This window comes from Sporosarcina sp. NCCP-2716, assembly GCF_023707985.1.
Lineage (GTDB): Bacteria > Bacillota > Bacilli > Bacillales_A > Planococcaceae > Sporosarcina.
Map to the genome: position 1 here is coordinate 497515 of NZ_BRCF01000001.1, position 14015 is coordinate 511529.

Annotated in this window: 12 protein-coding genes; 10 read left to right on the forward strand and 2 right to left on the reverse strand. The window is 54.8% G+C overall.

Going from position 1 to position 14015, the window contains the following annotated elements:
- The first annotated feature begins 156 nt into the window (after positions 1-156).
- Positions 157-2232 (forward strand): DNA internalization-related competence protein ComEC/Rec2, encoded by a 2076-nt coding sequence (locus tag NFU03_RS02590; protein WP_251635867.1) that lies wholly within the window; start codon positions 157-159, stop codon positions 2230-2232.
- Between the two features lie 33 nt (positions 2233-2265).
- On the opposite strand, the gene NFU03_RS02595 is transcribed toward NFU03_RS02590, so the two are convergent.
- Positions 2266-2400, reverse strand: a complete 135-nt coding sequence (locus tag NFU03_RS02595) for a YqzM family protein (protein WP_025784809.1) — start codon at positions 2398-2400, stop codon at positions 2266-2268.
- Between the two features lie 153 nt (positions 2401-2553).
- On the opposite strand from NFU03_RS02595, the gene holA reads away from it, so the two are divergent.
- On the forward strand, positions 2554-3561 hold the full coding sequence (gene holA / locus NFU03_RS02600; protein ID WP_251635869.1) for a DNA polymerase III subunit delta: 1008 nt from the start codon (positions 2554-2556) through the stop codon (positions 3559-3561).
- Positions 3562-3607: 46 nt separating this feature from the next.
- On the opposite strand, the gene rpsT is transcribed toward holA, so the two are convergent.
- The gene (rpsT, locus tag NFU03_RS02605) at positions 3608-3859 is read right to left on the reverse strand and encodes a 30S ribosomal protein S20 (RefSeq protein ID WP_251635870.1); all 252 of its coding nucleotides are present in this window, start codon (positions 3857-3859) and stop codon (positions 3608-3610) included.
- 194 nt (positions 3860-4053) lie between these two features.
- Here rpsT and gpr point away from each other — a divergent pair, with 194 nt between their 5' ends.
- From gpr to dnaJ, 8 genes are all read left to right on the forward strand, one after another.
- The gene (gpr, locus tag NFU03_RS02610; protein ID WP_251635873.1) at positions 4054-5097 is read left to right on the forward strand and encodes a GPR endopeptidase; all 1044 of its coding nucleotides are present in this window, start codon (positions 4054-4056) and stop codon (positions 5095-5097) included.
- A gap of 45 nt (positions 5098-5142) precedes the next feature.
- Positions 5143-5949, forward strand: coding sequence for a stage II sporulation protein P (gene spoIIP / locus NFU03_RS02615; RefSeq protein ID WP_251635874.1), 807 nt, complete (start codon positions 5143-5145; stop codon positions 5947-5949).
- 163 nt (positions 5950-6112) lie between these two features.
- Complete coding sequence (gene lepA, locus NFU03_RS02620) at positions 6113-7936, forward strand: translation elongation factor 4 (RefSeq protein ID WP_398289710.1); 1824 nt, start codon at positions 6113-6115, stop codon at positions 7934-7936.
- Positions 7937-8006: 70 nt separating this feature from the next.
- A complete protein-coding gene (hemW, locus tag NFU03_RS02625) occupies positions 8007-9140 on the forward strand; it encodes a radical SAM family heme chaperone HemW (RefSeq protein WP_251635876.1) in 1134 nt (377 codons plus the stop codon).
- Positions 9141-9235: 95 nt separating this feature from the next.
- On the forward strand, positions 9236-10288 hold the full coding sequence (gene hrcA / locus NFU03_RS02630) for a heat-inducible transcriptional repressor HrcA (RefSeq protein ID WP_251635877.1): 1053 nt from the start codon (positions 9236-9238) through the stop codon (positions 10286-10288).
- Positions 10285-10869, forward strand: coding sequence for a nucleotide exchange factor GrpE (gene grpE, locus NFU03_RS02635; RefSeq protein WP_251635878.1), 585 nt, complete (start codon positions 10285-10287; stop codon positions 10867-10869). Before hrcA ends, grpE begins: the two co-directional genes overlap by 4 nt.
- 52 nt (positions 10870-10921) lie before the next feature.
- Complete coding sequence (gene dnaK / locus NFU03_RS02640) at positions 10922-12748, forward strand: molecular chaperone DnaK (protein ID WP_251635879.1); 1827 nt, start codon at positions 10922-10924, stop codon at positions 12746-12748.
- Between the two features lie 128 nt (positions 12749-12876).
- Positions 12877-14010, forward strand: coding sequence for a molecular chaperone DnaJ (gene dnaJ / locus NFU03_RS02645; RefSeq protein WP_251635881.1), 1134 nt, complete (start codon positions 12877-12879; stop codon positions 14008-14010).
- Positions 14011-14015 lie beyond the last annotated feature (5 nt).

The following is a 14015-nucleotide window of genomic DNA, read 5'->3' on the forward strand; positions in this document are numbered from 1 at the left end:
TGGCTGCAGTTCCTCTTTCTCCCCCTCCTCATGAAGCACAGGCGGGATGTCCCCGCGGTCATCCTGTTCGCTGTTTTCGTCCTGTGCTCGTATTTCTATTTTCAGAAAGTACTGCCCGGGCCGGAGTCCCCGAACGGCATCCCCGAAGAGCGATCCATGCGTTTCCGTGATTCGGTGAAAATCGACGGAGCCAGACTGAAAGGGTTCGCGGAAGCGGAAGACGGCCGCGTATATTACGTCCTCTATACGATCCCGTCCGAACAGGAGAAGGAATTCCTCCTGTCTGCACCGCCTGAAGGAAAGCGTGTCATCCTGTCAGGAACTGTTGAGGAGCCGGATCCGCCTGCCCATCGCTATGCATTCGACATGGAAGCGTATTTGCGGATGAACGGCGCCGTTTCCGTTTTCAAAGCGGACCGTATGACCATGGCTGATGGCAGCACCAGGCGGTTCGAACGCCTCTACGGGCAGCGCCGATTCCTGAAAGAGCATATTCGTTCCGTCTTCCCGGCTTCCCTGCAGACTGAGGCGGAAGCGCTGCTGATAGGGGACAGAAGCACGATGGATGATGACTTGTCCGACCAGTACAGGACGCTCGGCATCACGCACCTTTTCGCGATTTCCGGTCTTCATGTCGGACTGCTGACCATGCTGTTCCGGCTCAGTGCGAAGCGTCTCCGGCTGCGCATGGAAACGGTCGATTCCCTGCTGTTCCTGCTGCTGCCGTGCTATGCGGTACTGGCAGGCGGTGCCCCGTCAGTCTGGCGTGCGGTGTCTGTCACGATCCTCATCCTGCTCTGTGTGACAGGGAAGATCCGGCTGCGGATGGATGATGCACTCGCGCTCAGTGCGCTCGGCTTCCTGTTCCTGAAGCCGTACGTCATGTACCAGCCCGGGTTCCAGCTTTCCTACGGAGCCGCGTTCGCACTCGTCTGCTCGGCTGGTTTTCTGCAGAAACAGCAGTCGTTCCTAGCCCTGTCCGCCAGTGTGACAGCGATCACCCAGCTGGCTCTTGCCCCTGTCCTCCTTTACCATTTCTATGAACTGTCCCTGTCGTCGTTTGTCGTGAACCTCGTGTATGTACCGCTCTATTCCCTGATCATCCTGCCGGCGAATCTCATCCTGCTCATCGTCTCGCTCCTTTCTGAGACCGCCGCTGTCCCGCTGTTCGTTGTCTACGAGCCGTTCCGCCGTCATGTGTCAACGGCCACCGAATGGATAGCGGAGCTGCCCGGCCAAGTCTGGACGGCGGGCCAGCCGGACAGCTTCTGGCTGTGCGTAATGCTCATTGCCATCCTGGCGGGATTCATCATCATCGAAAAGAGCGGCAGGCTACTGCCCGGCCTTGCCGTCATCCTGATTACGGCGATGGCGTTCCAGCTGAAGCCGTATACCGATCCGGATGCCCATATCACTTTCCTTGATGTAGGGCAGGGGGACAGCATCCTCATCGAGCTGCCGTACCGCAAAGGTGTGTACCTGATCGATACCGGTGGGCAGGTCGCGTTCGGCGAGGAGGACTGGCGGACACCCGCAAAACCGTTCCGTATCGGCAGACAGCTCGTCGTGCCCTATTTGAAAGGGAAAGGGATCAGTAAAATCGATCTTCTGGTGATCACCCACGCACACAACGATCATATGGAGGCGGCTGATGAAGTGCTGCAGGACATCGGCGTCGGCTCCGTCCACGTGCCTGACGGGAGTCTCACTGAGGAGCAAATGATGCCGATGAAGGAAGAAGCGGCGCGGAAGAACATCGGCATACACAGCCGGCAGGCCGGTGACGGCTGGAAGGCAGGCAGTGTGCTGTTCACCTACATTTCCCCGTTCGGCGGGCCGTATGTGCACAATGACAGCTCCCTCGTCCTTCTCATGAAGACGGACAGCTGGCAAGTGCTCTTCACGGGGGATCTGGAAGCGGAAGGGGAACGGCGAATCATCCGCACATACGGCCATATGGACTGGCGCCCCCTGATCCTGAAAGCGGGACACCACGGGAGCGACACGTCGACAACCCGGGAATTCCTCGATTTCCTGCAGCCCGAATTGGCCGTCATCTCAGCCGGCCGCAACAACCGGTATGGCCATCCGCACCCCAACGTGACCGGGCGGCTGCAGCAAGCGGGCATCCCCTTCCTGGTCACGGCATCGGACGGCACCGTTGAGCTGGTCATCCGCGGAGACCGGCTCCAAATCGGAACGTCACGGCAAAAAAAGAAAGACCCCGGTTGAAGGGGCCTTTCTTTTATTTTTGCTCATGTGTGATCAGCGTGCAGCGACTTCGACAATCGTAGCAATCACCCAAATTAAAGAAAAACCTACGAAAGATACAATGAAGCCAACACCTGAGTCAAGAAGATCATTACGTTTGGACTGGACGTCCTTTTCGAATTCGTTCATTGCTACACCTCCTGAGTCAACTTCAAGTATAGAACAACGGACAGTAAAAATCCATAGTAAAACGGAGATATGGCAATCGTGTCTCGATTTGTCACAATTTCTCCATACCGCGCCGGATTGCGGTATACTGGAAACCAGAACGAGGTGATTGCAATGGTAACTGCCGCATGGAAAGAAATCGAAAAAAATCCCGGGCAATCCGTCTATCTGCTGACAGGAAGTGAACAGTACCTGCTGCAGCAGACAACGGAGAAGATCATCACCCGCATGCCGGAAGTGACTGCTGAGGACGTGCTGTATTTCGACTTGGACGAGGTACCGGTCAGCGCTGTCATCGAAGAGGCGGACACGCTGCCTTTCTTCAGCGGGCGGAAAGTGATCGTGGCGAAGAACGCATCATTCCTCCGAGCGAAAGAACGCGGGAAGGAAAAGATCGACCATCCGACGGACCTGCTGGCGGAATGGCTCAAACAGCCATCGCCGACTGCCACCGTCATCTTCATTGCGCCGTATGAGAAACTCGACGCCCGTAAGAAGATCACAAAGCAGATGATGGCGAGCGCCAAAGTAATAGAAGCGAACAAACTGACAGGCAGCGACTTGACTGTCTGGATCCAGCAGCAGGCGAAGTCACTGGACTTAACGATCACGCGGGAGACCGCCGATCACCTGGTCGGGACTGCCGGGGAGAACATGATGCAGCTGTCCAAGGAAATCGAGAAGATCGCTGCCTACATGGACGGCGCAGGGACCATCACGGAAGACGTCATCGATCTGCTCGTGCCCCGGTCGCCCGAAACCGAAATCTTCCGGCTGACCGATGCCTACGTATCCGGGAACCGCGCGAAGACGCTGGCTGTCTACCATGATCTGCTAAGGAGCGGGGAGGAGCCGATTGCGATGGCGTCGCTCATCGCGGGGCAGGTGCGGCTCATGCTGCATGTCGGGTCACTGAAGAAGAAAGGCTACCATCAGCAGCAGATTGCGAGCACCCTGAACGTCCATCCGTATCGGGTCAAACTGGTGATGAGCAGCCGATTCGTCCCGAACGAACAGCGGCTGCTGCACGTGCTGGACCGTCTGGCGGCGGTCGATCTGAAGCTGAAGACGACATCGGGGAACAGGGAACGGGTTCTCGAACTCTTTTTCCTGGAACCATAAGAAAACCAAAAAAAGCTGCCCGTCAAAGACGGACAGCTTTTTTACATTACAAAGCTTTTTTTGTAAGACGTGCTTTTTGACGTGCAGCTGTGTTTTTATGGATAAGGCCTTTACCGGCAGCAGTGTCCAAATGTTTGATCGCAGCGCGCTTAAGCTCTTCAGCGTTGTCAGCTTTGCTTTCGATCGCAGCGTCCGCTTTACGCATAGCTGAACGCATAGCTGCTTTCGTGCGTGAGTTCTGTTCATTCGCAGCAGTGCTCTGCTTTACGCGTTTGATGGCACCTTTAATGTTTGGCATTTCATTCACCTCCAACAATCAGGTAAGAAGAGTGTTTCCATGATTTCTCGGATATCTCTTTATAACAAAAGTAATCTTATCAAATTGACAGCGTCTTTGCAACAAAAAAAGTATGACGAACCATGCGGCAGCGTAAAAGGAGAGGGGCATAAAAGACGGGCAGGGCGTACAGACTGCCTATTGAGGTGATCATTTTGGAAGAGCATGACTTTTACAGGACGGACTTGGTCGTCGAAAGCGAAGAGATGGTAAGACACCGGACCGAGCATGAAAAAGATACACTGGATAAGTCGAATGGCGTCATGTTCAGGGAGGACAAGAAAGGGCGCACGCTCGTGACGACCGTCCAGATCGATAAGGAAGGGGAAGAGCGGATCGGCAAGAAACAGGGGACCTATATCACGCTGACCGATCCGCTGCTGCATGCTGAAGACCGGCCGGGGCTCGGCAAACTGGCGAAGGAAATGACCCGTCAGCTGATGAAACTGACAGAACCGCTCAAGCTTCAGCAAAACTGCAAATTGCTGTTCATCGGACTCGGCAACCGGGATGTGACGCCTGACGCGGTCGGACCGCTGACGATGGAGCGGCTCCAGCCGATCGTGCCTGATTACTACGAGCAGGACGGAGCGGAAGTTTACATCTACGCACCCGGCGTGACGATCCAGACGGGCCTTGAAACCGCGGACTTCATCAGAGGGGTCGCAGAAGTGATCCAGCCGGACCTGCTCGTCGTCATCGATGCCCTGGCGGCGCGTGACAGCTCACGGCTGTGCCGGACCATCCAGCTGACGGACACGGGCATCCATCCCGGCTCAGGTGTCGGCAACAGCCGGAAGGAAGTGTCCCGGGAGACGCTCGGTGTACCGGTCATCGCGATCGGCATCCCCACCGTCGTCGACGGCCCCGTGCTGATCGCAGACGCAATCGATACACTGTTCGGCTATATGGCCGCGAAGATCGAAGAGGAGAGCAAGCCGTCGTCGAAGCTGTCCATCGGTCCGTGGCTGCACAGTGATAATGAAAAAGCGGACCGGAAGACGCTGATCCCCATCTTCGGCGACTGGGCCTCCTGGCCGCATGAAGACCGGGTCCAGCTGTTCGAGGAAGTCCTGTCCAACCATCAGCTGAAGACATTCATCTCCCCGAAAGAGATTGACGGATGGGTCCAGCTGTATGCTTCGGCGCTTGCGGAATCGATCGTCTCGTGGATCCATAACGTGAAGAAGAGTTCTTGAAAGGACGCCTCCTGCATATAGTAGCCGGGAACGGGGGGATGACTCTTGAAGAAAACACTCTATTCATTTGCGTCAGCGATCGCCGCGCTCTTTCTTTTCCCGATACTGCTGCAGCTGCTTCCCGAGAAACAGCCGGGCAGTCCGCCGCTGGCACTTCAGCAGAAAGGATACATCGTGTATGCATCCAACGTGTTCGTACCGCCCAAGATGACAGGCGGCAAAAAGGTGCTGCTGCACTATACGCACTCGGAGGAAGCATACGAGCCGATCACTCTGGCGGCCGACGGCAAGGTCGCCGTTTCACACAAAACCGAAAACATCACGAAGATAGGGGAGAAGCTCCGGCTGCAGCTGGCGGCAATGGGAGCCGAACCCGATGTGCTGCCCGTTGACATCCAGAAAGAGATGTCCAAGCAGAAAATCCCCTATCATCGTTCCTACAAGGCGATCAGGCCATATTTACAGAAAGCGATCGCTTCGAAATCGTATGATCTCATCTTCGATATCCACCGTGATTCCGTTACAGCCGACAAGACGACGGTTGATGTCGGCGGCAAACGCTACGCGAAGATCGCAATCGTCATCGGCAAGGAACACCCCCAGTATAAAAAGAATTACGAGGCAGCGAAGAGCCTCACCGAAGAAATGGAAGCGCTCGTGCCCGGCATCACCCGCAATATCATGCTGAAGGGCGGGCCGGGAGTTGACGGGAAATACAACCAGGATCTCCATCCGGGCTTCGTGCTCATCGAACTCGGCGGGATCGGCAACAGCGAGGAAGAACTGAGCCGCACTGTCAGCGTCATTGCGGAGGCTGCCGCGAACATGGGGACAGCAGACGGCACCGACTGAATGACGGCTGTTCCGGCATGGCAGAAAGAGGGCGGAAGTGTGCAGCAAGAGCCGCACACGGCCGTCTTTTTCGTTTTTCCGGTCCGTTCAGAAGGAAATGTATAACACCGCCTGACGGTTTCTGCTATAATTCATACTAGCCGAATTAGGAGTGAAAATTATGATGAATCATCAGCAGAAACTGGACAGACAGAAAAACATCCGAAACTTCTCCATCATCGCACATATCGACCACGGGAAATCGACGCTTGCCGACCGGCTGCTCGAAAAGACCGGGACAATTACGGCGAGGGAGATGAAAACGCAGACCCTCGACTCCATGGATCTCGAGCGGGAGCGGGGCATCACCATCAAACTGAACGCTGTGCAGCTCATGTACAAAGCGAAGAACGGGGAAGATTACACGTTCCATCTGATCGACACGCCGGGGCATGTCGACTTCACATATGAAGTGTCGCGGAGCCTTGCCGCCTGTGAAGGGGCCATTTTGGTCGTCGATGCCGCGCAGGGGATCGAAGCGCAGACATTGGCGAACGTCTATCTCGCCCTCGATAACGACCTGGAGATCCTCCCGGTCATCAACAAAATCGATCTGCCCGCAGCCGATCCGGAACGGGTCAAGGACGAAATCGAAAATGTCATCGGGATCGACGCCTCGGAAGCTGTGCACGCATCCGCGAAGTCGGGGATCGGCATCGAAGACATACTCGAGCAGATCGTCGAGAAAGTGCCCGCTCCCCAAGGGGACCCGGAAGCACCGCTGAAGGCGCTAATCTTCGACTCCCATTACGACCAATACAAAGGGGTCGTCGTCAATATACGTATCATGGAAGGGACCATCAGACCGGGCGACACGATCCGCATGATGGCGACGCAAAAGGAATTCGAAGTCGTCGAACTCGGTGTCTTCACGCCGAAAATCTCGCCGCGCGACGAATTGACGGTCGGCGATGTCGGCTATTTGTCAGCCGCCATCAAAACCGTCGGCGACACACGTGTCGGGGATACGATCACACTTGCGGACAACCCGGCTTCCGAACCGCTGGAAGGATACCGTAAGATGAATCCGATGGTGTTCTGCGGTCTCTACCCGATCGACACGTCGAAATATAACGATCTGCGGGAAGCCCTTGAGAAACTCGAACTCAATGACTCCGCACTCGAGTATGAAGCGGAAACCTCCCAGGCGCTCGGCTTCGGCTACCGCTGCGGCTTCCTCGGTCTCCTGCACATGGAGATCATCCAGGAGCGGATCGAGCGCGAGTTCAACATCGACCTGATCACGACGGCACCGAGCGTTATCTACAATGTCGTGACGACAGACGGCAGGGAGATGAAAGTGGACAACCCGTCCATGATGCCGGACGCGCAAAAAATCGACTATGTCGAGGAGCCGTATGTCAAAGCGTCCATCATGGTGCCGAACGACTATGTCGGTGCAGTGATGGAGCTCTGCCAGAAAAAACGCGGCAACTTCCTGACGATGGATTATCTGGATGCATCCCGCGTCAACATCATCTATGAGCTGCCGCTCGCTGAAATCGTCTATGACTTCTTCGACCAGCTGAAGTCGAGCACGAAAGGCTATGCGTCGCTCGATTATGAATTGATCGGCTATAAGACGTCGAAGCTAGCCAAAATGGACATCCTGCTGAACGGCGAAACCGTCGATGCACTGAGCTTCATCGTCCATAAGGATTTCGCATACGACCGCGGCAAAGCGATCGTCGAGAAACTGAAGACGCTGATCCCGCGCCAGCAGTTCGAAGTGCCTGTGCAGGCTGCGATCGGACAGAAGATCGTCGCACGTTCGACGATCAAGTCCATGGGCAAGAACGTCCTCGCAAAATGTTACGGCGGCGACATCTCCCGGAAACGGAAACTGCTCGAGAAGCAGAAGGAAGGGAAAAAGCGGATGAAGCAAGTCGGTTCCGTCGAAGTCCCGCAAGAAGCATTCATGGCAGTCCTGCGCATGGATGAAGAATGAGAAGTTATGAACCGCGCAGACAGGGGGCTCTTGAGCCCTCTGTTTGGCGTTTACAGGAGGTCACCAAACGATGAGAGGCATTTACATACACATCCCTTTCTGCCACCAGATCTGCCACTATTGTGATTTCAATAAAGTGTTCTTCGAGAACCAGCCCGTCGACGCCTACATTGAATCGATCGAACAGGAACTATCCATACTGAAACAATCCGGCGCCGACTTCTCAATGGTCGAAACCGTCTTCTTCGGCGGAGGTACGCCGACAGCCCTGACAGCACCTCAGCTCGACCGGCTGCTGGAAATCGTCCATTCCTACGTGGATGTCCGGTCGCTCACCGAGTTTTCCACGGAAGCGAACCCCGATGAACTGACGGAAGAGAAACTGCGCGTCCTGAAGAACGGGCTTGTCAGCCGGCTGAGTCTCGGCGTCCAGTCGTTCGACGCCGGACTGCTGAAGAAAATCGGCCGGTCGCACAGTCCTGAACAAGCAGTGCAAGTCATCGGATCCGCCCGGAAGAACGGCTTCCATGATATCAGCATCGACCTGATCTATGCGCTGCCGGGACAGACGCAAACCCAATGGGACGCAACGCTGGACAGGGCGCTGGAACTCGAACTGCCGCATTACTCCGCGTATTCGCTGATCATCGAGCCGAAAACGGTCTTCTACAATCTCATGAACAAAGGCCGCCTGCCGCTGCCCGGTGAAGACGAGGAGACGGTCATGTTCGCCAAGCTGATCGACCGTATGCAGCAGGCAGGGCGGAGGCAGTATGAGATCAGCAACTTCGCTGTGCCCGGCAAGGAGTCGGTCCATAATATGATCTATTGGGAGAACGATGAATATGCAGGAATCGGTGCGGGTGCACACGGCTACCTGAACGGCATCCGTTATGCGAACATCGCACCGCTTAAGAGATACATGTCCGCCGTGTCGGAAGGGCGTCTGCCGAGGATCGAGGAACACGAAGTGACGCTCCAGGAACAGATGGAAGAAGAGATGTTCCTCGGTTTACGTAAAACGGAAGGAGTCTCAGCAGCCCGGTTCGAGGAAAAGTTCGGCCGTCCGCTCGAGGAAGTATATGGTACAGTGCTGGACGAACTGGCAGAGAAAGACCTGACGGAACGGCACGGAACGCGTATCCGGCTGACGAGGAACGGGATATTCAAAGGCAATGAGGCGTTCCAGCAATTTCTCGGCTGAACCCGGTTCAATTGTTTGACACTCCCCTTATGATTTGGTAAATTAACTATAGTATTAGCACTCGCCTAACTTGAGTGCTAACAGGAGTGATGATCATGTTGACAAACAGACAATTGCTTATCTTGCAACTGACGGTTAACGACTTCATCGAATCCGCTCAGCCTGTAGGCTCCCGGCAGCTCTCTAAAAAAGAGGAAGCGCCTTTCAGTCCGGCGACCATCCGTAATGAGATGGCGGATCTGGAAGAAATGGGGTATCTGGAAAAGACCCACACTTCTTCAGGGAGGATCCCTTCAGAGAAGGGATATCGATTTTATGTCGACCACTTGCTGACACCGCAGAAGCTGAAAGTGGAGGACAATCTCCAGCTGCGCTCCGTCTTCCAGGAGAAAGTGCTGGAAACGGAAGAGCTGATCCGGAATTCTGCATCCATTCTTTCTGAACTGACAAACTACACGACGGTCCTTCTCGGGCCGGACACGAAAGCACACAAGGTGAAGCGCTTCTCCATCGTGCCCCTGTCGGAAGACAAGGCGGTCGCCATCATGGTGACGAACAATGGCCGGGTGGAGAACCATGTCGTCGACATTGCTGACGGCCTCTCCCCTCCGGACATCGAGAAGATGGTCAACCTGCTTAACGAACGGCTCATCGGAACGCCGCTGTCCGACATTCCGCGCAAATTGGCTGTTGAATCAAAGATGCTGTATGAACGCCACATCAAGAACGCGGGCACCATCCTTACTTCCATTCAGGACGCCATGTCCGGGAAAACGGATGAACGGCTGTTCCTGAGCGGCCAGATGAACATGATGAAACAGCCTGAATTCAATGATGTGACCAAAGTGAAGACGTTCCTTGAGGCGATTGAGCAGGGGATCCCGCTCAAGCTGTTCGAACAGACGCTCACAGGAATACAGGTCCGCATCGGAACGGAGAACCGGGAGCATACGCTTGACGATTTCAGTGTCATTTCGACCGCATACGCTGTCGGTACGGACATGACCGGTTCCATCGCGATCATCGGACCGAAGCGGATGGACTACGGCAGGGTGATCACGTTGCTGGATATTCTGAGCGAAGACTTGTCAGCGGCGCTCGAAAGACTCACGATCGACGGAACTACGGACAGGAGGAACCAATCATGACAGAAAAACACCCAGCATCCGAAGAACAGGAAATGTCAGGCCAAGCTGCCGGAGAAGACACTTCAGCAGAAGAAAGCAGCAGCCAGACAGAAAACGAAGACGTGACGGCTGAGCCGCAGGCGGATGAACGCGACCGTCGGATCGAAGAACTGAACGCCAAGCTGGAAGAAGAAGAGAACCGCCGGCTCCGCCTGCTTGCCGACCTTGATAACACGAGAAGAAGAGCGTCACTCGACAGGGAGGCGCTGCAGAAATACCGTGCACAGGAAGTGCTCACACATCTTATTCCCGTGCTTGACAACTTCCAGCGCGGCCTTTCCGTGAAAGCGGAGAGCGAAGATGCCAAAAGCCTTCTCACGGGCATGGAAATGATCTACCGCAGTCTCGATGAAGCGCTGAAATCGGAAGGTCTGGAAGAAATCGAAGCGCAAGATGTCGAATTTGATCCGAATTTCCACCAGGCCGTCATGACCGGCTCAGATGACAGCAAGGAGTCAGGCGTCGTGCTTGAAGTACTGCAAAAAGGGTATACCTTGAAAGATCGCGTGCTGCGCCCGGCGATGGTGAAAGTGAACGAGTGAGCTGCCGCAGCATCATACTTAAAAGACGAACCAATTTAGGAGGAATCTCACTATGAGCAAAATTATCGGTATCGACTTAGGAACAACGAACTCAGTAGTCGCTGTCTATGAAGGCGGAGAAGCGAAAGTAATTCCAAATCCTGAAGGGAACCGGACAACACCTTCTGTCGTTGCATTCAAGAATGGTGAACGCCAGATCGGGGAAGTGGCCAAACGCCAATCGATTACGAACCCGAATACCGTCATGTCCGTTAAGCGTCATATGGGTACAGATTACAAAGAGAAAGTGGACGGTAAGGAATACTCACCGCAGGAAATTTCAGCGATGATCCTCCAGTACATGAAAGGATATGCGGAAGACTACCTCGGCGAGAAAGTGACGAAAGCCGTCATCACGGTCCCTGCCTACTTCAATGACGCACAGCGTCAGGCGACGAAGGATGCCGGTACTATCGCAGGCCTCGAAGTCGAACGGATCATCAACGAGCCGACAGCCGCAGCTCTTGCTTACGGCCTTGATAAGACCGATGAAGACCAGACAATCCTTGTCTATGACCTCGGCGGCGGTACGTTCGACGTATCGATCCTTGAACTCGGCGACGGTGTATTCCAAGTCCGTTCAACAGCTGGCGACAACAAGCTCGGCGGAGACGATTTCGATGACATCATCATCGGCTACCTCGTCCAGGAATTCCGCAAAGAGAACGGCATCGACCTGTCGAAAGACAAAATGGCGATGCAGCGCCTGAAAGATGCTGCTGAAAAAGCGAAGAAAGATCTCTCGGGTGTCACATCCACTCAGATCTCCCTTCCATTCATCACAGCTGGGGATGCCGGCCCGCTCCACTTGGAAGTGAACTTGACACGTGCGAAATTCGATGAACTCACAGCACCTCTCGTTGAACGCTCCATGGTGCCGACACGTCAGGCCATCAAAGACGCAGGACTGTCCCCTTCTGAACTTGACCGTGTTATCCTGGTCGGCGGATCGACCCGTATCCCGGCTGTCCAGGAAGCGATCAAAAAAGAAACAGGCAAAGAGCCGTTCAAAGGTGTCAATCCGGATGAGGTCGTAGCGATGGGAGCTGCTGTACAGGGCTCGATCCTTGCAGGCGACGTGAAAGATGTCGTCCTTCTCGACGTCACTCCTCTGTCACTCGGAATCGAAACGATGGGCGCAGTCTTCACAAAACTGATCGACCGTAATACGACGATCCCGACAAGCAAATCACAAGTGTTCTCGACTGCGGCGGACAACCAGCCGGCTGTCGATATCCACGTATTGCAGGGTGAGCGCTCAATGGCGTCCGACAACAAGACGCTCGGCCGTTTCCAGCTGACGGATATTCCGCCGGCACCGCGCGGAGTCCCTCAGATCGAAGTGACATTCGATATCGACAAGAACGGTATCGTAACTGTCAAAGCGAAAGACATGGGCACACAGAAAGAACAGAACATTACGATCCAGTCGAGTTCAGGCCTTTCTGACGACGAAATCGAACGCATGGTGAAAGACGCGGAAGCGCATGCTGAAGAGGACAAGAAGCAGAAGGAAGAAGCGGATCTCCGCAACGAAGCCGATCAGCTCGTCTTCATGGCGGATAAGACGCTGAAAGACCTGGAAGGCAAAGTATCGGATGATGAAGTGAAGAGTGTCGAAGAAGCGAAAGACGCTCTGAAATCCGCTATCGAAGCGAACAACCTTGAAGACATCAAGGAGAAGAAGACAGCACTCGAAGAAGTCGTCCAGAAAATGACGATGAAACTGTACGAGCAGGCACAGGCGGAAGCCGGCCAGCAGGGCGGAGAGCAGAATGGTTCCGACGACGGTGTAGTCGACGCAGACTTCTCCGAAGTGAACGACGATAACAAAAACTGAACCGATAACTGATTGACGGAAAAGTCAAAGTCCGATATTCCGGCTTTGGCTTTTTCGTTTGTTACCAAACTACCTCAAGAAGTGTTACAATGCACACAACGCTAAATGAGTTTCGGGAGTGTGGACAGATGAGCAAACGTGATTATTACGAAGTGCTTGGCGTGCCGAAGTCGGCAACCAAGGAAGAGATCCGGAAAGCGTACCGCAAGCTTTCCAAGCAATACCACCCAGACTTGAACAAAGAAGCAGGGGCGGAAGAGAAGTTCAAAGAAGTGACAGAAGCGTTCGAAGTGCTGAGTGACGAGAACAAACGGGCTTCCTATGACCAGTATGGCCATGCGGATCCGAACCAAGGCTTCGGAGGCGGCGGGTTCAGCGGTTTCGGCGGCGGAGACGGTTTCGGCTTCGAAGACATATTCAGCTCTTTCTTCGGAGGCGGCGGCAGCAGACGGCGTGACCCGAACGCACCGCGTAAAGGGGACGATCTGCAATATACGATGACCGTCGACTTCATGGAAGCTGCATTCGGAAAAGAGACGGAAATCGAGATCCCGCGCGAGGAAGAATGTGAAACGTGCCACGGCAGCGGAGCGAAAAAAGGTACGTCGGCCAAGACCTGCACCAATTGCGGCGGAACCGGTCAGATTTCCGTCACCCAGAACACCCCTCTCGGTCAGATGGTCAACCGCAAAGTGTGTAACGTCTGCGGCGGTACCGGCAAGATCATTCCGGAAAAATGCGAAACGTGCCACGGCAGCGGCCGCGTGACGAAACGGAAAAAGATCAAAGTGACGATTCCCGCGGGTGTTGACGACGGGCAGCAGCTCCGTGTCGCAGGCCAGGGGGAAGCAGGCGTCAACGGAGGGCCGGCCGGTGACTTATACATCGTCTTCCGTGTCCGTCCTCACGACAAATTCATCCGGGAAGCGGACGATATCATCCTGGAAATCAATCTGACATTCCCGCAGGCGGCTCTCGGCGATGAAATCGAAGTGCCGACCATCCACGGTAACGTGAAATTGAAGATCCCGGCAGGCACGCAGACTGGCACCAACTTCAGATTGCGCGGCAAAGGGGTCCAGAACGTCCATGGCCACGGAATCGGCGATCAGCATGTCATCATCAGACTGGTGACACCGAAGAAAATGACGGAGAAACAGAAAGAGCTCCTGCGTGAATTCGCTTCGATCGACGGGGATTCCCCGGGTGAATACTCCAGCTCCCTGTTCGACAAAATCAAACGGTCATTCAAAGGCGACTGAAAGGG